This window comes from Rheinheimera sp. B2H12 (assembly GCF_059620065.1).
Genome location: NZ_CM184363.1, coordinates 70,087 through 90,579 on the forward strand (window position 1 = coordinate 70,087; position 20,493 = coordinate 90,579).

The 20,493-nt window shown below is 50.4% G+C and carries 19 protein-coding genes; 5 read left to right on the plus strand and 14 right to left on the minus strand.

What is annotated here, in order from left to right:
- Window position 1 precedes the first annotated feature (1 nt).
- The 6 genes from AC53GJ_RS00355 to ccoG form a co-directional block, all read right to left on the minus strand.
- Window positions 2-475, minus strand: coding sequence for a GspH/FimT family pseudopilin (locus tag AC53GJ_RS00355; RefSeq protein WP_496730559.1), 474 nt, complete (start codon window positions 473-475; stop codon window positions 2-4).
- Complete coding sequence (locus AC53GJ_RS00360; RefSeq protein WP_496730560.1) at window positions 460-831, minus strand: type IV pilin protein; 372 nt, start codon at window positions 829-831, stop codon at window positions 460-462. Before AC53GJ_RS00360 ends, AC53GJ_RS00355 begins: the two co-directional genes overlap by 16 nt.
- A 327-nt stretch (window positions 832-1,158) precedes the next feature.
- The gene (locus AC53GJ_RS00365; protein ID WP_496730561.1) at window positions 1,159-1,797 is read right to left on the minus strand and encodes a thiol:disulfide interchange protein DsbA/DsbL; all 639 of its coding nucleotides are present in this window, start codon (window positions 1,795-1,797) and stop codon (window positions 1,159-1,161) included.
- Window positions 1,798-1,820: 23 nt separating this feature from the next.
- On the minus strand, window positions 1,821-2,456 hold the full coding sequence (locus AC53GJ_RS00370) for a thiol:disulfide interchange protein DsbA/DsbL (protein WP_496730562.1): 636 nt from the start codon (window positions 2,454-2,456) through the stop codon (window positions 1,821-1,823).
- A gap of 111 nt (window positions 2,457-2,567) precedes the next feature.
- On the minus strand, window positions 2,568-3,551 hold the full coding sequence (locus AC53GJ_RS00375; RefSeq protein WP_496730563.1) for a serine/threonine protein kinase: 984 nt from the start codon (window positions 3,549-3,551) through the stop codon (window positions 2,568-2,570).
- Window positions 3,552-3,682: 131 nt separating this feature from the next.
- Window positions 3,683-5,101, minus strand: a complete 1,419-nt coding sequence (gene ccoG / locus AC53GJ_RS00380) for a cytochrome c oxidase accessory protein CcoG (RefSeq protein WP_496730564.1) — start codon at window positions 5,099-5,101, stop codon at window positions 3,683-3,685.
- 303 nt (window positions 5,102-5,404) lie between these two features.
- Between ccoG and AC53GJ_RS00385 the strand changes: the two genes are divergently transcribed.
- Window positions 5,405-5,770, plus strand: coding sequence for a hypothetical protein (locus tag AC53GJ_RS00385; RefSeq protein ID WP_496730565.1), 366 nt, complete (start codon window positions 5,405-5,407; stop codon window positions 5,768-5,770).
- Here AC53GJ_RS00385 and AC53GJ_RS00390 read toward each other — a convergent pair.
- From AC53GJ_RS00390 to prsT, 4 genes are all read right to left on the minus strand, one after another.
- Window positions 5,757-6,458: an AAA family ATPase gene (locus AC53GJ_RS00390; protein WP_496730567.1), complete on the minus strand. Its 702-nt coding sequence runs from the start codon at window positions 6,456-6,458 to the stop codon at window positions 5,757-5,759. The two genes, AC53GJ_RS00385 and AC53GJ_RS00390, sit on opposite strands and share 14 nt — an antisense overlap.
- Window positions 6,459-6,611: 153 nt before the next feature.
- Entirely contained in the window at window positions 6,612-7,793 is a 1,182-nt protein-coding gene (gene purT, locus AC53GJ_RS00395) for a formate-dependent phosphoribosylglycinamide formyltransferase (RefSeq protein ID WP_496730568.1), read from the minus strand.
- Between the two features lie 174 nt (window positions 7,794-7,967).
- Window positions 7,968-9,092 carry a collagen-binding domain-containing protein gene (locus AC53GJ_RS00400; protein ID WP_496730569.1) on the minus strand — a complete coding sequence of 375 codons (1,125 nt, stop codon included), beginning with the start codon at window positions 9,090-9,092 and terminating at the stop codon, window positions 7,968-7,970.
- 250 nt (window positions 9,093-9,342) lie between these two features.
- On the minus strand, window positions 9,343-12,126 hold the full coding sequence (gene prsT, locus AC53GJ_RS00405; RefSeq protein WP_496730570.1) for an XrtA/PEP-CTERM system TPR-repeat protein PrsT: 2,784 nt from the start codon (window positions 12,124-12,126) through the stop codon (window positions 9,343-9,345).
- Window positions 12,127-12,258: 132 nt separating this feature from the next.
- On the opposite strand from prsT, the gene AC53GJ_RS00410 reads away from it, so the two are divergent.
- Window positions 12,259-12,531: a GNAT family N-acetyltransferase gene (locus tag AC53GJ_RS00410; protein ID WP_496730571.1), complete on the plus strand. Its 273-nt coding sequence runs from the start codon at window positions 12,259-12,261 to the stop codon at window positions 12,529-12,531.
- Window positions 12,532-12,554: 23 nt separating this feature from the next.
- Window positions 12,555-13,715, plus strand: a complete 1,161-nt coding sequence (locus tag AC53GJ_RS00415) for a benzoate/H(+) symporter BenE family transporter (RefSeq protein ID WP_496730572.1) — start codon at window positions 12,555-12,557, stop codon at window positions 13,713-13,715.
- Window positions 13,716-13,793: 78 nt separating this feature from the next.
- On the opposite strand, the gene AC53GJ_RS00420 is transcribed toward AC53GJ_RS00415, so the two are convergent.
- The 3 genes from AC53GJ_RS00420 to AC53GJ_RS00430 form a co-directional block, all read right to left on the minus strand.
- Window positions 13,794-14,576 carry a peptidylprolyl isomerase gene (locus tag AC53GJ_RS00420; protein WP_496730573.1) on the minus strand — a complete coding sequence of 261 codons (783 nt, stop codon included), beginning with the start codon at window positions 14,574-14,576 and terminating at the stop codon, window positions 13,794-13,796.
- A 143-nt stretch (window positions 14,577-14,719) separates the two neighbouring features.
- On the minus strand, window positions 14,720-16,657 hold the full coding sequence (locus AC53GJ_RS00425) for a tetratricopeptide repeat protein (RefSeq protein WP_496730574.1): 1,938 nt from the start codon (window positions 16,655-16,657) through the stop codon (window positions 14,720-14,722).
- Window positions 16,658-16,706: 49 nt separating this feature from the next.
- Window positions 16,707-16,979, minus strand: a complete 273-nt coding sequence (locus AC53GJ_RS00430; protein WP_496730575.1) for a hypothetical protein — start codon at window positions 16,977-16,979, stop codon at window positions 16,707-16,709.
- A 152-nt stretch (window positions 16,980-17,131) separates the two neighbouring features.
- Between AC53GJ_RS00430 and AC53GJ_RS00435 the strand changes: the two genes are divergently transcribed.
- Both AC53GJ_RS00435 and AC53GJ_RS00440 read left to right on the plus strand, forming a co-directional pair.
- On the plus strand, window positions 17,132-18,388 hold the full coding sequence (locus AC53GJ_RS00435; RefSeq protein ID WP_496730576.1) for an NRAMP family divalent metal transporter: 1,257 nt from the start codon (window positions 17,132-17,134) through the stop codon (window positions 18,386-18,388).
- 224 nt (window positions 18,389-18,612) lie between these two features.
- A complete protein-coding gene (locus AC53GJ_RS00440) occupies window positions 18,613-19,899 on the plus strand; it encodes a cation:proton antiporter (protein ID WP_496730577.1) in 1,287 nt (428 codons plus the stop codon).
- Between the two features lie 102 nt (window positions 19,900-20,001).
- Here AC53GJ_RS00440 and ilvN read toward each other — a convergent pair whose 3' ends face one another.
- Window positions 20,002-20,493 carry an acetolactate synthase small subunit gene (gene ilvN, locus AC53GJ_RS00445; protein WP_496730578.1) on the minus strand — a complete coding sequence of 164 codons (492 nt, stop codon included), beginning with the start codon at window positions 20,491-20,493 and terminating at the stop codon, window positions 20,002-20,004.

Below are 20,493 nucleotides of genomic sequence, written 5' to 3' on the forward strand. Positions count from 1 at the left end.
GTTAAACTCCGGCATCTTGGCATTGCTGGCTTTGCACAATGAGCTGGCCACTGGGGAAGATGCACAACCATTTGGTGGCGGCATATTGTTTTGGATCTTTAATTTCTATCGCCTGAGCACTGGTATTGCCGTTACTGCTCAACTGAATATCCGCCAGGCCACTGACCTTGATGGCGCTGTCATTCAGCGCGAAATGGCGAATCACCTGGTCATTGTTACCAGGAACAATCACTTGCCAATGGTTATCCTGCTCCGGCACCAGTTTGAGCCACACTGTGGCTTCGCGTTTGATGGCCTCACTGCGGGAGAATTTATATAACGACTGCAACTGATTGACGGTACGGGCATGTTTTTCCTGCTGGATAAAACTTTGATAGCTGGGGATCGCCAATGTCGTCAGCAGCGCTGCTATCGCCAGGCTCAGTAATAATTCAAGTAAGGTAAAGCCTGCTGACGTTGTTAATCGGCCCAGCATCTGTCACCTCCTTCTGCGGTTTTCATACCTTGCTGATTCAGGGTCAGACTGCCACAGGGAAAGCCGGTGGTTTTGGGGGCTGCGGTCAGCAGATAGGCGTCAGTTTGTGCTTCGACCCTTTGATAGCTGAAATCATAATGACTGCTGCTGTTGATGTTGAAATTCGCCGGATATTCGCCTTGCCGACTGTAGCTGCGTTCTAATAAATGGCTCTGCTCCAGTAAGATGCGCTGTGCATCCAGCCGGTAACCGGCTTGCAGATGACTCAGATAAGGTGGGTAGGCGATAGTGGCGATGATCCCTAATACTGCGACCACCACCAGCAATTCAATCAGTGAAAATCCATTCTGTTTCACAGCAACCTCATATGCAGCGTCTACCTTGCTACCGGCCAGCTGACAGCGCTGTCATTATTAGCAAAAAATAAAATACCTTTTGGTATTTCCTCGTGCCGATGCACAGTGCTGAGTGCCTTAACTCGCCCGTCAGCTTTGGCCGAAATATAACCAGATAGCCAGGTTGGGTCAACAGGATGATGATGTATTTTACAAATTAATTACTTTATAACCGAAAATAAAAAAATCAGCGGTTTGGTTATAACAAACAAAGGGGCGATGTTTTCTGGCTGCTGAAAGCGCCAGTGAGGAGCTGCCGCGACTTTAGTTCAAGCCGCGGCCATGAGGTTACTTAGCTAACAGTTGTTGCACCAATTGTTGTAAATCCGCTGCAAAATGCTCGGGATCCAGTTTGTCGAGATTCACTTTGTACTTGCCATTGACCAGTACCGTTGGCACTCCTCGTAACACGCCATTTTCCGACCACTTGGTTTGCTGGGTTTTCATATTCTGCACCGCAGTCAGCAATGGCAGGCTGTTAAATTTGGCATCAAACTGCGCACCGTCAATATCATTCACCACAAGCAGGTTGCGAATATCCGCATCATTGCTGAATTTGGCGCCCTGGCGGTGGATATAATTAAAAATCAGCCCGGCAACTTTATCGCCCTGATCCAGTTCTTTGCCCACCAGATAAGCTCTGCCTAAGGCTTGTTGTATTTCAGGGCTGGCAGCGGGTAAAAAATCGACATGGACTTTTTCCAGACTGACACCGGCCGGTAAGCTTTTTGCCAGCTGTTGCGCCATAGGTTCAAAATGGAAACAGTGACCGCAGAAAAACGAAAAAAACTCCTGCACTTGCGGTTTGCTGGTTTTTTCAGTGGCGACCACTTGATAGTGGGTGCCTTCGACAAACTTGTCGGCTTTGGCATCACAGGCGACTAAACCAAGCGCCAGTACTGCGGTACATAAAGTGCGTAAAAACATAGTTGCTCCCTGGGCTATCACGGTTATTTCTTCTGCAGTAAATAATGAACCAGTGCTTTTAAATCTTGTTCCTGATTGGCTCTGTCCAGTTTGCTGATATCAATTTTGTAGCGGCCATTGACGATAAAAGTCGGCACAGAAGTCAGGATACGGGCTTTAGATAATTCATTTTGTTCTTTCTGGATCAGTTTTACCTGAGATTGCACCACAATATTCTTGATATTTTTGTCATAAACCGCCGCATCAATGCCCTGACTCAGCGCCAGGCTGCGAATATCATCGGCGTTGGCAAAAGTCTTGCGATCGACATGAATATGTTTAAAAAAGGCGTTGTTCAGCTCAGTAGCCTTATTCTGAGTTTTGGCGACCGCCATCGCCAGCGTCAGTCCAGTTTGAATTTCCGGCGTGGCAGCGCCCATAAAATCGACATGATATTTTTTAAAGCTGGTGCCTTCCGGCAGCGTCTTCACCACACTTTGTACCACCGGGTCCAATGCGTTACAGGCCGGGCAGTAATAAGAAAAGAATTCTTTGACTTCAGGTTTACTGGTGCCTACTTCAGCAATCACCTGATAGTGTTCACCTTCTTCATAGGTGGTAGCGGCCTGTAAACCAGGGATCATGCAAGCGGCAACAAACCATAACAGCAATTTTTTCATCAGTGTTTTCCAGTTATCAATTCAAATCATGGGTTGAGCTGCAGCGGACTGCAGGTCGGCGAAGATGCTGCACAGCTTACACCAGCCGAAAATCAGCTGTACAGTCCCTGGTTAATAATCATAAGGATACAACCGTAATACTGGCTGTTGTAACCTGAGCAACTGGTCACGCAGACTGGCTACCTGTTGTTGCCAGTAGCTGTCACTGTTAAACCACGGAAAATGCAGTGGAAAAGCCGGATCTGTCCAGCGCCGCGCCAGCCAAGCCATATAATGCACCATCCGCATCGCCCGCAGTGGTTCAATCAGTGCCAACTGACCGTTGTCAAAATCAGCGAATTGCTGATATTCATCCAGCAACAGTTCCAACCGCAGTCGTTGCTCCGCCTGTTCACCTCCCAGCAGCATCCACAGATCCTGGATGGCGGGCGCTTGCCGGCAATCGTCCAAATCGACAAAAAACGCTTGCCGGTCATAAAACAGATTGCCCAGATGACAGTCACCATGGCAGCGGAGCAGACTGGCCGGCTGATACAGCTGTTGGCAGAGCGTGCTCAGCTCAGTCAGCAGCGGGGCTAATTGCAGTTGGATCGCTGGCATCAGACCGGCTTGATGCAGTAAAAATTCCGTGCTGTCGGTTAAAAAATGCTGGATGGATAAGGTGGGTCTGTGGGTAAAAGCTTGTTTGCCGCCAACCAGATGCAACTGACCGAGGAAACTGCCCAATTGTGCCAGTTGATCATCATTGTCAGGTTCCAGCGCCCGGCCACCGCGGCTAGGGAAAATAGCAAACTGATAACCCTGATAAGGCAATACGGACTGACCATCGCGGCGCAGTGGTGCCACCACCGGAATTTCAGCTGCAGCCAGTTCAAAAGCAAACTGATGTTCTTCCTGAATTTGCGCGGTACTCCAGCGCTGTGGCCGGTAAATTTTGACCACATAACGCTGTTGATCATCGGCTTTAAACTGATAAACCCGGTTTTCATAACTATTGAGTGCCAATAGGCCAGATTCGGCGTAAAAACCATAATGCTGGCAGGCGTCAAGGATCAAATCCGGCGTCAGGTCAGTAAAATCAAAAGCTGCGGTCATGCAAGGTGGCTCGGCTGAGAAAACGTCAGTGTACCTGCTAGCTTGTTGCCAAACCAGCGGTCTGCGTCCGGCGGATGGTCACAGGCTGTGACCATCCGTGGCGGGATGGAATGAACCCGGGTTCAGGTTAGTTAACGGCCGGCAAAAAACTTACTGCCTTGCGTCAGTTCAATCTCAGGGTTGGCTTTGTTAATCACCTGAAATTCAATATCCATCACAGGTTTGGTGCTGTCGGCCGGATCCATCGACAGGCTGATCGGCACCCCGGCAGTATCGCCGCCTTTAATGGTGACTTCCTGCTCGCCAATCCAGCTGGCTTGCGGTAAACCTGTAAATTTCAGCATAAAAGTCTGATCTTGCTGTGATTTATTAATGATTTTGATGGTATAGGTATTCTCGATCAGACCCTCATCGGTTTCACGGAATAAACTGCCGCGATCTCTGACCACATCCATTTCGGCCGGAACCCGACTGTATAAAGTCCAGCCGAAGGCTGCGGTAACAACCAGCAATACTGCCAGATAGCCGAGCAATTTCGGCCGCGCGACTTTGGTCGGTTTCCCTTGCAGGCTATGTTCTGTGGTGTAACTAATCAGGCCTTTGGCATAACCCATTTTATCCATGGTATCGTCACAGGCGTCGATACAAGCGCCACAGTTAATACATTCATATTGCAGACCGTTGCGGATATCGATGCCGGTTGGGCAAACATGCACACATAAATTACAGTCAATACAATCGCCTAAACCTTTGGCTTTGTAATCGGTATCCTTACGTGAGCGCGGGCCACGGCCTTCACCGCGGGCTGCATCATAAGTGACAGTAAAAGTGTCTTTATCAAACATTGCTGATTGGAAACGGGCATAAGGGCAAATGTGGGTACACATAATTTCGCGCATCCAGCCAGCGTTGCCATAGGTACAGAACATAAACAGCAGAATAAACACCCAGGACCAAAAACTGGCCTGGCCGCTGAAGAAATCAATAAACAGCTGGTCGACCGGAGTGAAATAACCGACAAAAATCAATGAAGTTAACAGCGAAAACAACAACCAGGACAGATGCGTCAGGCTTTTTTTCCAAACTTTGCTAAGGGTCCAGGCATCTTTATCCAGTTTCATCCGCTGATTGCGGTTGCCCTGAATTTTTTCTTCAAACCAGATAAAAATAAAGGTCCAGACGGTTTGTGGGCAGAGATAACCACACCAGACCCGGCCATAAAAAGTGGTGACAAAAAACAGGGCGTAAGCCGAAATCACCAGGATCCAGGCCATAATAGTAAAATCCTGCGGCCACAGCGTCATCCCAAAAATATTAAATTTTTGCTCACCAATATCCAGCAGGATGGCCTGATGGCCATCAAATTGCAGCCAGGGCAACAACATAAAAAGCCCCATAAACACAAACCCCATATTGCGACGCAACCGCTGATGTAAACCTTTGACGGCCCTGACATAAATCCGATCGCGCACCGGATAGGTTGCCGCTTGTTTCGGATTGTGCATGTCAACTTTAATCGGGATTGGTTGTTGTTTTGGTGGTTGTTGCACTGTATACATACCTCTGAAATTACGACTGCCGGACGCCCAGCACTGCAACACTGGCAGTGCCTATTATAGCAGTAAAGCCTGATGTACCATGATGTTGCCTCGTCAGTTGACAACAGGTTACTGTGGACCAGTGAACTGAGGCATAAACCATACCATTTGTATGACTATTATAACCATATGAATCGACTAAGTTTACCAAAATGTAGTGTAAACATTGTTGTCATTTTTGCGAGGCTATTGTCGATGAAAGTGACAGTTTCACTACAGCCTTGCGTATCAGCCGTGAGCAGAATAAGGTGAAAAATGAAAAAAGTGCTGGGATTGATCCTGTTGATATTGCTGTTGGCGACCTTTTCCGACCGCCCGCCGTTGCTGGCCTACAAACAACAACTGTTTGGCTGGTTTAGTGCAAAAACACAAACGGCAAGTCAAATCAAAGGTGAACAAAGTTTAGTCTTACTGCAAGCAGAATTGCAGCAATTTGGTGCACCTTTGGGGTTGGGGCAACAACAGGCGTTGCAACAGCTGAGTCAGAGTGTGGCGCAGGTGCTGGCATTTGAGCAGCAATACTGCCTGCAAGGCCAGTTTCATCCGTTATTTTATGGTGAAAGTATTGGCCGGTTATGTCAGTTGATCGCTGCCCGCAGCGCGCAACTCAGCCTGAAATAGCGCCTGTTGCTGACAATGAACCGCTGGACAACTGATTCAGTCCGCATTGCAGCAGCTCCTGCGCAACGGCGATGATGTCGCGGGCGGCGGGGCCATTTGGTTGGGTGTCCAGCACGGAAAAACCCTTCAGTGCACTGCTATCGAATTCTTCGTGTTGACCAATCTGGGTCTGCAACACCGTCAGATTGGCGGCCTGCAGCCTGGTTCTGGCTTGCAGTACCCGCTCATCTGCTTGCGCAGTTCCTGGAACAGGGCACTGATTGAGCACACAAGCGACCTGCATCTGTGGATTAATTTGCACGCAATTCTGGATCAGATCGGATAAATGCGGGATAGTTGCCAAATCCCGGACTTTAGGCTGCAACGGCAACAACACATGGGTCGCCACCGCCATGGCCGAGCGCAATGCCACGGCATCATGCGCCCCGCAGTCGACAATGACATAATCATAATGATGCTGCAGACTTTTTAATTCGTAGCGGATTTTGCCATACATCTGCACAGCATTAATCCAGGACAACGCTGGTTGCAGATGGCGCAGCTGTACCCAATCCGATGTGCTGTGCTGTGGATCACAGTCAACCAGAATGACATTGGTATTGTCCAGCGTTGAAAAGTACACGGCGAGGTGCTGAGCCAGACAACTTTTGCCGGTACCGCCTTTTTCTCCGCCGATTAATAAAATCATGCTGCCTCCTTGCACTGCTGAGTATCATCCTGCACCTGGCATATCAGGGGTTCGGCCGATACTACCAGCCGGATCTTGCTGTCACAGTATAGGAAAGCGGCACAAAAGCAGCAAAACTTAACGGTAATTTTTGCTGCAGTTGAAAAAAAGGTTTCACAGTGCCACGTCAATTTGAGCGATGACCCGCAGTGCCTTGTCGATTGCGGCCTGGATGTTTTGATCTTGTGCCAGTGCGATGCCCAGTCGACGCTCACCTTGCACTTCAGGTTTGCCAAATAACCGCAGTTCAGTATCCGGCTCCTGCAATGCCTGATGTAAGCCGCTAAAACTCATCTGCTGCGATTGTCCTTTTACCAACAATACCGCTGATGCCGTTGGGCCCAGTTGTTTAATGGCAGGAATTGGTAAGCCCAGAATAGCGCGGGCATGTAAGGCAAACTCGGACAGGTTTTGTGACATCAGAGTCACCATGCCGGTATCATGTGGCCGTGGCGACACTTCACTGAACCAGACCTCGTCACCTTTCACAAAGAGCTCGACGCCAAACACGCCATAACCTTGTAAAGCTGTGGTGATCCGACGGGCATAGTCCTGGGCAGTGGCCAGCGCTGTCTCTGACATCGCTTGCGGTTGCCAGGATTCACGATAATCGCCTTTTTCCTGCCGATGGCCGACGGGAGCGCAAAACTGTGTCCCTGATACAGAGCAGACTGTCAGCAAGGTGATTTCATAATCAAAATCGACAAAACCCTCTACGATCACCCGGCCTTTGCCAGCCCGGCCGCCTTCTTGGGCATAAGCCCAGGCGGCAGCTAAATCGGCATCAGTCCGCAGCACAGACTGGCCTTTGCCGGAAGAGGACATGATGGGTTTGACCACACAAGGAAAACCAATTTGACGAACTGCAGCCAGATAACTCTGGTGGTCATCGGCAAAACAGAAAGGGGAAGTTGCCAGGCCAAGTTCTTCTGCCGCTAACCGCCGGATGCCTTCCCGGTTCATCGTCAGATGAGCCGCTCTGGCACTTGGGATCACGGTAAAACCTTCTTGTTCCAGTTCCAGCAGCGTCGCAGTCGCAATGGCTTCAATTTCCGGCACGATCAAAGCTGGTTTTTCTTTGATCACCAATTGGCGTAAAGCCGCGCCATTGAGCATTGATATCACATAGTGTCGATCAGCCACTTGCATCGCCGGTGCGTTGGCGTAACGATCCACTGCAATGACTTCACAGCCGTAACGTTTTAATTCAATACATAATTCTTTGCCTAATTCACCAGAACCTAATAATAACACTTTGGTACTGGTGGGGCTGGCAGGGGTGCCAATACGGGTCATGCCGGATGCTCCATCACGCAATCTGCGAAACTGTGGTTGGCGCTAGATTAGCAAGAAAATCGCTTTTTGCCTGCAGTTTTTTCTGCTTTGGCATGGCGCTGAGGTTGGTATCACGAGGGAAAAGGCTGACAACAGGACAGACACTGACAGCATGCTGTCAGTGTCTGGGATGGTTTAAGCCGCGATTGGGCTCCAGCCTGCTGGCAGCGGCTGACTGCGGCGGCGGCTGAGCAGTAAGCCGGCCACTAACAGCAATAAAGCTGCCCACAGTGGCGGTTCGCTCACCACAGGTGGATTGGTGCCCACTGGAGGTTTCAACGGTGCCGGATCAATTTCGGCATTCCCCTTCCAGGATTTAGCAATCACCTGGCCCCAAACCACGCCTTGATTGGTTTCAATCGCCGCTTTTGGTGACAGGATAGTGCCATAGACATCAGAAGAAATCTTCAACCGCGCGACATCTTTAAAGTTGTACAGAATTTGACTGGCCAGCGGGGCCGATGGATTGGCGCTTCCTGTGGTGCCGCTGGCAGCATTCACGCCATTGATATAGACACTTTTTTGTGAAAACACCACACAGTTGGCTTCGCCCTTTTTACAAAAGGCAGCATCAGCAGCATTGTTGTTATAGTTGCTGGCGACTTTATTTGGATTGCTGATATTAAACACAATCAAGGCATCTTTGTTCACGCCCTGCACGTTAAAGCCCTGATAACGGTTAAAATCTTCCTGAGTCAGGTTAAAGACATACACGTTATCAGCTGTCGCTTTGGCTGGCGTGAAAGTTAAAATTTCTGTTTTGCTGGTGGTGGCAGCCGTGGTTTGGCTGGCCAGCTGTGCCGATAACGCAGTTAGATGGGCAAAGGCTGCATTAAAATCGACCGGTAAATTGGCTGCACTGACTTTGGTTGCATTGGCGCTGAATGGTTTGCCACCCCATTGAGTATTTGCCACATTCAGCTTGCCAGCGTAGACAGCGTCACCGACGTTGTTGCCATTTTTATGCACGTTTAGCCAGCCATCACCGGTTTTGACAATATCGCCACCCACCACCAGTGAAGGACCTGTGCCAGTGGCACCATAACCGATACTGTAACCGCCAGAGCCACCATTACCAGGCGCAATGATCAAATTACCCCCCACCGCCAGGCTGCCCCGGGTGTCCGAAGTATTGGCAGTAAAGTTTTCTTTAATAAAAGCGTTGTAACTGGTTGCCTGACCAAGGTCAATGGTCGCAGCCTGCGCTGAGGCTGCGATGACAGAGCTCAGCACTAAGGTCACTATCCAAAATTTTTTCATGCGGCCCGCCTGCAGGGGTGATTAAAATATGCGCAATGATACCCGAGATCAACTTGTAATGACAACGTTGTCTTGGTGAATTTTTATTGAAACAGTAGCTAAGGTCGATTGTTCGTATTTTTTGCGATGCATTTCAATAACATGAAATTATTCTAATTTAGTTTTGAATGGCCAGCCGTCGGCTTTTTGAGCGATGTAATAGCTTCCAGCCAGCAGGAGCGGGCTGGAAGCTGTTGAAAAGAGCAGGGCACTAGTTTTTGTCCACTTGTTGTTGCAGCTGTTGCAAAGTTTGTTGTTCTGCAAGGCTCAGCTGTTTAGTGCTTAAGGTCGCTAAAATTTGTTTGGCCTCAGCACTGCGCTGTAGCAACATCAGCGTCTCGGCCAGATGCAACTGCAAGGCGACTGCATCCGGTTGGCGGATTTCAGCATCACGGAGGATGCCGAGTCCTTGTTCCGGTTGACCGGCTTTGACCAGCGCATAACCATAAGTGTCGGTAATATCAGGCTGACCTGGTAACAACTGATAAGCCGCTTGCGCATAGTGCAATGCCTTGGCGGGGTCCTGACTGAGATATAAATTGGCCAGATTGTTCAGGAGCACCGGCTGTTGCTGCAGTGCCGGGTGCTTTTCATACAACTCAATGGCAGCCTGTTGCTGCTGTTGTTGCTGGTATAGGCTTGCCAGTTCAATCACTGCCGCCAGATCGTCGGGTTGCTGTTGCAGGTACTTCTGCAATAACCTGGTCAGTGCTGTTCGGTCTTGCAACTGCTGGTAACACTGGCGCAATAACTGAAAATAACCATAACCGGGATTGCTTTGATAAAGCTGCTGCAGCACTTTGGCGGCTGCCGCATAATGTTGCTGGGCCAGATAACTATGGGCAGTCAGCTCATCTAATACCGCATTGTTGTTGCCTGCCTGGCGCAGTTTGGCAACCAACTGCAGGGTTCGGTCCGGATTGCCCTGTAACAGCGCCAGTCGCGCCTGCAATAAACTCAGATCCAGTGGATCGGCATCCAGCTCAATCAGGCGTTGGATACTGGTCAGCGCGCCGGTTTTGTCCTGATTGCGCAGTTGTAAATCTGTCACCAGTTGCAATTGTGCGGCATCATCATACCAAAGCCCATACAGAATTTCGGTATTGTGGCTGACCACGTCAGGTTGCTGCTGTGCCAAAGCCAGTTTCGCCAGCGACTGATATAAAAATGGCGTCAAAGCGATTTTTTCGCTCAGACCTGCTAATAAAGTCGCCGCTTTATCAATTTGATTTTCAAGCAGATAAAGTTCAAACAACGCCTGCAGCGCTGGCACATTGGCGCTGTCATCCGGCAACTGTTCTAACCAACTGATGGCTTCGCTTATTTTGCCCTGTTGAATGGCGCTATCGGCAACTAGTTGCAAAATCAAGCCATCGGCCGGGTAATGTTGCAATAAGGTCTGATAATAACCAGCCGCTTCCGACCACTGCTGTTGTTGTAGGGCCAGACTGGCTAAGGATAACAAGGCCGGTTTATGGCTGGCATCCAGTACCAACACTTGCTGATAAAAAGCTTTTGCTTGTGCAGGTTGTCCCAGCTTGGCTGAAACATCGGCCGCGAGCTGGAAAATTTCTACTTTGGATTGATCCAGCTTCAGCAGCTGACCGGCCGTGGCAAAGGCTGCCTCAAAGGCGCCAGCCTCCAATTGCAAATAACCCAGCATCACCAGATCGGCCAGCTGCGGCTGGTTGGTGGCAGGATCCTGCAACAATTGCTGCGCTGTGGCCGATTGGTCATTTTTAATCAAGGCCACAATATAAGACTGGCGGATCTGCGGCTCTGCCGGGAAACGCCCAAAAGCTTGCTGCAACAAGGCCAGCTCTTCGGCATTTTTTTGCTGGGCCTGATAAATAGTGGCCGCGATCAGCACCAGGGAATAATCTTGCGGATTCAGTTGCATCGCCGTTTGGATCTGGCTTTGTGCTGCATCATAAATCCGCAGTTGCAAATAACTCTGTGCCAGTAACTGACTGACTCTGGCATTGGCCGGATACAACTTCTGATATTGTTTCAGCTTGCTGATGGTGGTTTCGTATTGCTCATTGCTAAAATCCAACACTGCCGTTAGCAATAATACATCTTCCTGTTGCCGCTGCTCTGTGGTCAGGCCGGACAATTGCTGCCGCACTTGTTGTAATAAACGTTGTTGTTCTTTGGTTTCACCTTGCTGACCAAGAATACTGGCATGGATCAGTTGTCCGTACGGGTTTTCCGGATAAGCCTGCCGAAATTGAATGATCAGCTTGAGCGCGGCCGCAGGCTGATTTTTTTGCATCAGCAGTTGGGCTTTGCCTAATAAGGCGGCGGCATCCTGCGGTTTTTGCTGCAACAATTGATCGTACAGTTGCATGGCCACATCGGTTTTTTGCTGCAATTGCAATATCTGCGCCCGCAGATATTGTCCTGGTCTGAACCAGTCGGAGTCGCGGTTGATCTGATCCAGACTCGCAGCAGCAGCCGCAAGGTCCGACTGCTTAAATTGCAGATCAGCCAGCCCAAACCAGCTTTCAGCAGCCAGTTCAGCCTGAGTTGGTTGCGCCAGCGCTTGCTGATAAGCTTGCAACGCTTGCGGATATTGATACAACTGTTTGTATAAATTGGCCTGGATCAGCGCATAGCCGGCGTCTTTTTGATAGTGCTGATATTTTTCCAGCAGATGGCTGACTTCGTCGTGTTTTTGCTGCGCCAGTAACGCCCGCATCAAGTCAAATATCAGCGGCAGTGGCGCTGCGCCACCATCCAGTGCCAGTTGCAGTTCTTTTTCGGCGCTGGCCCATTGACCCGCCTTCAGCATCACTTTGCCCAATAACAGACGGGCGGGCAGATACGCCGGATCTTGCTGCAGGCTGTTGCGTAGTTCCAGTTCGGCTGAGCGCCATTGTTGTTGCTGGCTGTAACGCAAGGCGGATTCGTAATAGCTGGCTGCAGTGTCAGCTGCTGATAAGGGGGGCACCAGCAACAAACTGCATAACAACGCAAAAGGACGGAGTTTCATCACAAAACCTCAGACAAACAGATGCTGCTACTTTAATTGATCGCCTTATCAGGCGTAAAGTGATGATTCTGTTGTCGGTTTGCGCTGGGGCACCGACACCGGCACCGGCACAACCAAAACAGGAGTGCGCAGATGAGTGCAGTCACTATTGAACATCGACCGGCAGAGCAGTGTTTTATTGTCGAGTTACAAGGGGCACAGGCCCGGCTTGATTATCAGCTGAGTGCTGCCATGGATCACAATTACCGTGGTTTGGTGAATTTCAGCCATACTTTTGTGCCACCGGAATTACGGGGTCAGGGTTTGGCAGAGCAGTTAGTCCGCACCGGTCTGGCCTGGGCCAGACAACAGCAACTGCAAATTCAGGCCAGTTGCTGGTATGTGGCGAAATTTCTGCGTGACTAAACAATTCTGAACAAGGACATGTCTTGAGAACAGATTGGAGTCTGCCGGCTGTCGTGGCCGGTTTTGTCGCTGTGCTGGTTGGTTTTGCCAGTTCAGTGGCGATTGTGTTTCAGGCAGCAGCCGCTGCAGGTGCCAGTCAGGCAGAAATTGGCAGTTGGATCGCCATTCTTGGTCTGATGATGGGGGTGACCTGTATCGGGTTTTCCTGGTATTACAAAGCGCCGGTGTTGACCGCCTGGTCGACGCCCGGCGCGGCTTTGCTGGCCACCAGTTTGCAAGGCATCAGTCTGGCGGAAGCGGTCGGCGTGTTCATTTTCAGCGCAGCACTGACCACAGCACTTGGCCTCAGTGGTTGGTTTGATAAATTAGCCAGCCGTATTCCGCTGCCAATCGCGGCGGCCATGCTGGCAGGGATTTTATTGCAGTTTGGCTTGAAAGTGTTCAGCAGTATTGCGTTGGCACCGACACTGGTATTGCTGATGATCGCCACTTTCTTAATGGTGCGGCGGCTGTGGCCGCGTTATGCCATTCCATTGGTGTTGCTGATCGGCATGTTAGCAGCGGGCTGGCTGCAACTGCTGGATTTATCCAAACTGCAATGGCAATGGTTGCAATTAGTCTGGGTCAGCCCGGACTGGTCCTGGCAAGCTATGTTGGGGATTGGCGTGCCGTTATTTATTGTCACCATGACATCGCAGAATATCCCGGGCCTGGCGGTGCTCAAAGCGGGTGGTTATCAGGTGCCGGTCTCGCCGTTGCTGAGCTGGAGTGGCGCTCTGACCATGCTGACTGCGCCCTTTGGTAATTTTTCGCTGAATCTGGCCGCTATTACTGCCGCGATTTGCAGTGGGCCGGAAGCCGATTCCGATCCGGCCAAACGTTATACCGCCGCGATGGCGGCTGGCGTATTTTATCTGGGCACCGGGCTGGCTGGTGCTTCTGTGGTGGCATTATTTGCTGCGTTACCGCCGGCCTTGGTGGCAGCCGTGGCAGGTCTGGCACTGCTTGGCACTATTGCGGCCAATCTGGCGACCGCCACTGCGGATGTGCGTCATCGCGACGCAGCAATTTTTACCTTATTGGTCACTGCCTCTGGTATCAGTTTTTTTGGTATAGCCTCGGCATTCTGGGGCTTAATCGCAGGTTTACTGGTTGAAGCCGTCAATCGCTGGCGGCAAGCTTAAGCCCCCAACCGGTTGACGGGAAAAAAGCGGCCTGTGACGGCAAGGAGTTTACAAATGTCACCGGCCGCCGACGCAGAACTAGCGGGCTGAGCGGCGACGGAAGGAGGCTAGTGCCGCCACAGCCAGTAAGCTAAACCAGCCAAGGCTGCCGCCTGAACTGCTATCGCCTTTATTTTTTTGATGGATCAAGGTGTTTTGCACCGGCTTTAACGCCGCCGCACTGGCTGGATCGTTATTGATAACACTGATGCTTTCAATCTGGATCAGGTTTGCTTTGGCAACCGGTACTTTGGCTTGCACGTCGGCCGCAGTGTAATTACGCAGTGGCACTTCAGCAAAACCTGTGGCCAGGTTGGTTGGTAATTTTGCAATGGCATCAATAATTTCCATCCCATTGCCAGTGACCTGGCCAAACACGGTAAAACCACTGTTTTGCGTGTCCAGATTCTGACTATTGTCGGCTAAGTTGATAAACCACTGATTCGTCGCGCTATCTGGCTTGCCTTGCTGCTTGGCCATGGCGATAGTGCCACGCAGGTTGGAATAGAGTACTTCGTTTTTCACCGGCGCCAACACCGCAGTGGCAGTGAATGGGGTGGCATTATTGCCGCTGTATTTAAAGCCGCCGCCCTGCAGCACAAAACCCGGTAAGCTGCGGTGAAACAGGGTATCGTTATAACTACCGTTATTGACGTAAGTCAGAAAGTTGGCCACCGTCAGTGGTGTTGTTTGATCAAATAAATTCACTTCAAAATTGCCGAGGTTGGTTTTGACCAACACCACGGTGGCCGCGGCCGGTAGGCTGCTGGTCAGCATCAGACCGGCAAAACCGGCGGCAAGTACAGTTGCAGAACACTTCATGGATTAAACTCCGGAACATAAGACGCTGATCAGCTTATGTCAGGGGCGTGTTCCGATGCCAGTAGCATTACATTTAGTCACGATTTGAATACAGATGGTTATAAATTGCAGTGGGTTTTGGGTTTTTGACATCAGCCCTGCTATCAGGGCTGTGGCTTCGGCGCTGTTAGTTGCTGCCAGTTTTTCAGATAAGGTTTGGCGGCTGGATGCTGCTCTGCCAGTTGAAAATACTGTTTAGCTTTAGGGTAATCTTGTGGCACTTCTTTGCCTTCAAAATACAATAAGCCGAGGTAATAATTGGCAGTGACGCTACCATTGGCAGCCGCTTTTTGCAGTAGTTTGATCGCCTCATTACTATTTTTTTCCACGCCCAAACCCAGCAGATATAACAAGGCCAGCCGGTTTTGCGCTGGGGTATAGTCTTTGCTGGCGGCATAACGGAAAAACCGGTAAGCATTCTGATGGTTCTGGCTGACGCCTTCGCCATCATCAAACATCACGCCAGCCTGGTAAGCGCAAGCGGGATGACCTTGTTTGCTGCATAACAGGTACCAATGATGGGCCAACTGCAGGTTTTTCGGCAGTCCTTCGCCGGCTTTATACAAGTTACCCAGTTGCAACATGGCTCTTGGATAAAATCTGCTGGCAGACAAACGTAAATACTGCACGGCTTTACCTGGCTCAGCGCTGCTGAAATTACCCTCCAGATAAGCCATCCCGAGCAAGTAAAAGGCTTCCGGATGCCAGTTCTGGCTGGACTGCAATAAATATTTTTCCAGTTGTTGTGGCTGGCTGAGCTTGGTCTGTTGCTGGAACTGCTGTGATACATACAAATAAGCGGCGACCGAATTACCTTGATCGGCCAATTGTTGTAAGGCGGCTGTCGTGGCGGCATTGTCCAGTTGTTGTTGTTCTTGCTGATACAACAACCAAAACGCACTGGCTTCTGGCTGTCCGGTTGCTGCAGCTGCTTTTAACCAGCGCTCGCCCTGAGCGCGGTTTTGCTGGCGGAATTTTTTATTAAAAAAGTAGCGTGATAATTGCAATTCAGCCTGACCTGGGCCTGCTCTGTCGTTAATGAGTTGGCGCAGCTCGGTCAGTTTCTGTGCTTTAGGGGGGCCAAATTCGCCACTGTGGTGCAAAAAGCTCAGCAGTTGCAGTGCCGGTAAATAATCCCGATCAGCAGCTTCAGTCAGCTCATGTAAGCATTGTTTCGCGGGCAGCGGCAGTTTGGTCTGGTAACAAAGTTCGGCCAGGCCGACCCTGGCTTGTAATGAATCGGCAGCAATAGCCCGCTGATATAACTGCAGCGCTGTGTCGTACTGCTGTTGTTGCTCGGCATCCACTGCGTGCAACAGCACCAGCATCGGATTGTCCGGATCGGCAAACAGTTGTTTTTTCCAGTTTTCCATCAGGCCGATAAAAGGGTAATCGACCTGATCGATGGCATGCAGGTAAGGCATGTTCTGAAAGTACAGCGCTTTAAAACGATCATCGGTGCCGTCATACACTTGGATCACATAATACAAAGCATTATCACTGGCTGATAATTCAGCATAATAATCAATGGTTTGCATACCAAGCTGCCGCACCAGTGCATGTGCGTCCCGATAACTGTTAATTTGATAAGCGGAATAAGCAGCTTTGCCGTTGCCGCTGGCTAAAATGCCTTGCAACAGATAAGACTGATAGTCTTTCAACTGCTGCACAAATGCGGCAGAGTCTGGAGGCCGAGGATGATTTTCTGTTGATGAGGCAGACTCTAAGCAAGATAAAGCTGTCTGATAAAAGCTCAAAGTCCAGAAATTATCGGCCAGTTGTTGTTGCCAGGGCAATTTGGCACAAGCGTCAGGGCTCTGTTCCAGTTGTTGTTCCAGCTGTTGCCAGGCTGCGCCGGTTTGATGGACTGCCGGGCTTTGTAAATAACTCTGATAAAGTTCGGCATAAGGCGGTAACTCAGCGGCTGCCGGAAGTTGTTGTTGCAACCGGCTGAACTGATTGTCTGACGCCGTCTGAGGTTTTGACATGCTCTGACAGCCAGACAACAGCAGCAGCACTGAACTTAACAACAATAGTTTCACGGCAACAGATCCATAACCGAACAAAAACTTAAGATGATAACCGGCTGGTTCAGTCTTGCGCCAGCCAGGGCGTTTCTGGCAATAAATCCAATTGGGCTTCATATCTGGCCAAATTAAATTGTTGCTGTTGTTCCACCACCGCATGCATTTCCGGCGCCAGTGCGCAGGCAATCAGCTCCATCGCTTCCTCTTTGCTGTGGCCAGTCATGCATAACCTGAGCAAGGTTGCTTTGACTTTGAGCGGATAACCATCCGCCAGTTGATTTTCAATCACTTCAAATAACAGGGCTTGATCCAGTTGATCGGATTCAGGGGCAGACATGGTGCGAACTCCGCAGCAGAAAAGCGCAGCATGCCAGAATTGGCCGATCTTGACCAGCTACCCTGATAGAAAAAGCGGCCTGCTGCTGGCGGCTGAGGCCCGGGATCGGCTAGAGTGGTGTGCATGCAAACTTTCAACATAAAAACAACAAGATGACAGCATCAAGCCAAAGAACAAATCTGCAAGCGAAACTGGCGGCGTTAGGACCAGGCATCTTACTGGCGACTGCTGCCATTGGCGGCTCCCACATAGTGGCGTCAACTCAGGCCGGTGCTTTATTCGGCTGGCAACTGGCCTGGCTTATCCTGCTGGTCAATGTGCTGAAATATCCGTTTTTCCGCTTTGGCGTCGAATATACCCTGAACCATGGCGAAAGCCTGTTACAGGGTTATCAGCGCAAAGGTCGTGGTTATTTGTGGTTGTTTACGCTGCTGAATGTGATAGCGGCAGTGGTGAACACCGCTGGTGTGTTGCTGCTAACGGCGGCGCTGCTACAGTATTTTTTGCCCTGGACTTTGTCATTACCTGTGCTTTGTCTGCTGTTGCTGGCGTCGTGTTTAGCCATCCTGTTGGCTGGACAATACCGGTTGCTGGATAGGGTGTCGAAGTGGATTATGGTATTGCTGACCCTCACCACGCTGATCGCTGCCGCTATTGCCTGGCAACAAGGTTCGCAAGCGCCGGCGGACTATGTTGCGCCTTCACCCTGGACGCTGGCATCCTTGGGCTTTTTGGTGGCGCTGATGGGCTGGATGCCAGCCCCGATTGAAATTTCGGCGATTAATTCTTTGTGGCTACAGCAAAAACAGCAGCAGGGCAAAGTCAGCAAAGCCAATGGTTTATTTGATTTAAATTTAGGTTATTGGAGTACCACGGCGCTGGCATTGGTGTTTCTGGCATTAGGCGCGCTGGTGCAATATGGCAGCGATCAGCCGGTGGAGCTGGCCGGTGCGGCTTATACCCAACAATTTGTTGGCATGTATGCCCGGACTATTGGCGAATGGTCGACCTTATTGGTCGCCGGAGTGGCATTTTTATGTATGTTTGGTACCACTATTACTGTGCTGGATGGTTATGCCCGTACCCTGGATCAGTCTATGCAGTTGCTCGGTTGGCAACGGCAGAGCAACCAACGCAGTTATAGTCTGTGGTTACTGGCGCAGGCAAGCGCCGGTTTTGCTGTGATCCTGTTTTTTAAATCAGCGCTGGGGCCGATGCTCACTTTTGCCATGAGTCTGGCCTTTCTGACCACGCCGCTGTTTGCCTGGCTGAATTTCAGTCTGATGCAACAATATCGGGGCACTATACACGGCATCAGTAAACCTATGCAGTGGTGGTCCTGGCTCGGTTTAAGCTATTTGTTTGGTTTTGCGCTGTTATTTCTGATTTGGTGGTTGAGTCGTAGCTAATACAATCCTATTCGCGGTGATGGCTTGCGGACTGCTGCCACCGCAGTTCACAAAAATTCAGCTTGCCACCTCAGGCTTCTATCGTTATGTTGGAGCCATAACATAGAATCGGTGATAGCCGATCAGGTTCGCTGCACGCACGGTAGCCGTTGCAAGCAACCACATCTGAACAACCAACTTTGTATCATTTTTGAGTCCAATAACACTGACAAAGAGACAGCACAATGACAACAATGGAGTTGGTTTGGGCCTTCGCCCAGCAATTGGTTTTAATCCTGCTGGCAGCGCAAATTTTTGGCTATTTAGCCCAATTTATTGGTCAACCCAGAGTGGTTGGCGAGATGATTGCCGGGGTAGTGCTCGGACCCTCGTTATTTGGTTTATTCTGGCCTGAACTGCAACAAAGTATTTTTGTCGCAGATACCATGCCGCTGCTGTACTTCGGTGCTCAGGTTGGGGTTGGGCTTTATATGTTTCTGGTCGGGCTGGAATTTAATACCCAATTATTCCGCCAACAGGCACGCAGTGCCATTGGCGTGTCCCTCGCGGGCATGATAGTGCCCTTTATCGTGGGTGCTTTATTATGCCTGTGGTTACTGGATCAACCTGGTTTATTTGCTGCCAATATCTCTTATGCCAATGCAGCGTTGTTTATGGGGGCCGCCATCGCTATTACGGCGTTTCCGATGCTGGCGCGGATTATTTATGAGCGCAAGTTAGCCGGTACTGCCTTGGGTACCTTAGCATTGGCTGCCGGTGCTATTGATGATGCTGCCGCCTGGATTGTATTGGCGGTGGTGTTAGCCAGCTTTGGTGGTGGCGCCATGTTGGCAATTAAAGCCGCCATCGGTGGGGGGCTGTATGCCAGTTTTATGTTGTTGCAAGCCCGTCGCTGGTTGCAACCGCTGGCGGATAAAGTACAAAGCAGTCAGGTGTTGACCGCGCCGCAGCTCATGCTGGTGTTAGGCTTATGGGCAGCCTCAGCTTACGCTATGGAGTGGGTCGGCTTACATGCGGTGTTTGGCGGTTTCTTGTTTGGGATTGCCATGCCACGCGGCAAAATCACTGAGTTGCTCAGTGCCAGGCTGAACAAAATCACGGTATTGTTATTGCTGCCGATGTTCTTCACCTATTCAGGCTTAAGAACCCAACTGGATATTCTGGGCTCCTGGCAAGTGTTTTCAATTGCGCTGGTGATTCTGGCGGCTTCGATATTCGCCAAAGGGGTGGCTTGCTGGGCGGCAGCCCGGATCGGCGGGGCTGATAACCGGACTGCGATGGCCGTGGGGGCGCTGATGAATTCGCGTGGTCTGATGGAGCTGATCATTATCAATATTGCCCTCAGTTATGGCGTGATCCAGCAAGGGCTGTTTTCTATTATGGTGCTGATGGCTATCGTGACGACCTTGATGGCGACACCATTATTTCAACTGGTCTATGGCCGGCATATGGCCAAATCAATACCACCACCGCCGCCAAAACTGGATGCCACAGCCTTGAAAGCTGGCTAAAACGGTCACTGAATGTAGTGCTGGCTGGATGTTATAGTTGTGCCAGTGAAGGTTGGACGCCAAGCGTCCAACCCAGGGGATAAAGGTCCAGCCAAGCAACCCTTACAAGGCTAACGAACGCTCGCCGCGGGAAATACCGGAGACACCGGTTCTGACCACTTCCAGGATCTGGCTGTTACACATCGCTTCGATAAAAGCTTCCAGTTTTTCCGAGGTGCCGACCACCTGAATGGTATAAGTGGTCGGTGATACATCAATAATCTGACCGCGAAAGATATCAGCACAACGTTTAATTTCTTCCCGTTGCTCGCCGCTGGCTTTGACTTTTACCATCATCAGTTCGCGTTCGATATGGGCGCTTTCACTGAGATCGACCAGCTTCACCACTTCAATCAGCTTATGCAGCTGTTTGGTGATTTGTTCAATCACCTGATCGTCGCCGCGCGTCACTAAGGTCAGGCGCGACAAGGTTGGATCTTCAGTGGCGGCTACGGTTAAAGAATCAATGTTATAACCACGCTGCGCGAATAAACCAACCACACGAGCTAAAGCGCCGGACTCGTTTTCCAGCAAGACTGCAATAATATGCCGCAT

Coding starts and splice junctions, on each gene's coding strand:
- prsT (WP_496730570.1), bottom strand. CDS start 12,126: ATGAAACTCCGTCCTTTTGCGTTGTTATGCAGTTTGTTGCTGGTGCCC.
- AC53GJ_RS00375 (WP_496730563.1), bottom strand. CDS start 3,551: ATGACCGCAGCTTTTGATTTTACTGACCTGACGCCGGATTTGATCCTT.
- AC53GJ_RS00390 (WP_496730567.1), bottom strand. CDS start 6,458: ATGATTTTATTAATCGGCGGAGAAAAAGGCGGTACCGGCAAAAGTTGT.
- AC53GJ_RS00385 (WP_496730565.1), top strand. CDS start 5,405: ATGAAAAAAGTGCTGGGATTGATCCTGTTGATATTGCTGTTGGCGACC.
- AC53GJ_RS00400 (WP_496730569.1), bottom strand. CDS start 9,092: ATGAAAAAATTTTGGATAGTGACCTTAGTGCTGAGCTCTGTCATCGCA.
- AC53GJ_RS00420 (WP_496730573.1), bottom strand. CDS start 14,576: ATGAAGTGTTCTGCAACTGTACTTGCCGCCGGTTTTGCCGGTCTGATG.
- AC53GJ_RS00355 (WP_496730559.1), bottom strand. CDS start 475: ATGCTGGGCCGATTAACAACGTCAGCAGGCTTTACCTTACTTGAATTA.
- AC53GJ_RS00430 (WP_496730575.1), bottom strand. CDS start 16,979: ATGTCTGCCCCTGAATCCGATCAACTGGATCAAGCCCTGTTATTTGAA.
- AC53GJ_RS00365 (WP_496730561.1), bottom strand. CDS start 1,797: ATGTTTTTACGCACTTTATGTACCGCAGTACTGGCGCTTGGTTTAGTC.
- AC53GJ_RS00410 (WP_496730571.1), top strand. CDS start 12,259: ATGAGTGCAGTCACTATTGAACATCGACCGGCAGAGCAGTGTTTTATT.
- AC53GJ_RS00440 (WP_496730577.1), top strand. CDS start 18,613: ATGACAACAATGGAGTTGGTTTGGGCCTTCGCCCAGCAATTGGTTTTA.
- AC53GJ_RS00435 (WP_496730576.1), top strand. CDS start 17,132: ATGACAGCATCAAGCCAAAGAACAAATCTGCAAGCGAAACTGGCGGCG.
- ilvN (WP_496730578.1), bottom strand. CDS start 20,493: ATGCGGCATATTATTGCAGTCTTGCTGGAAAACGAGTCCGGCGCTTTA.
- purT (WP_496730568.1), bottom strand. CDS start 7,793: ATGACCCGTATTGGCACCCCTGCCAGCCCCACCAGTACCAAAGTGTTA.
- AC53GJ_RS00370 (WP_496730562.1), bottom strand. CDS start 2,456: ATGAAAAAATTGCTGTTATGGTTTGTTGCCGCTTGCATGATCCCTGGT.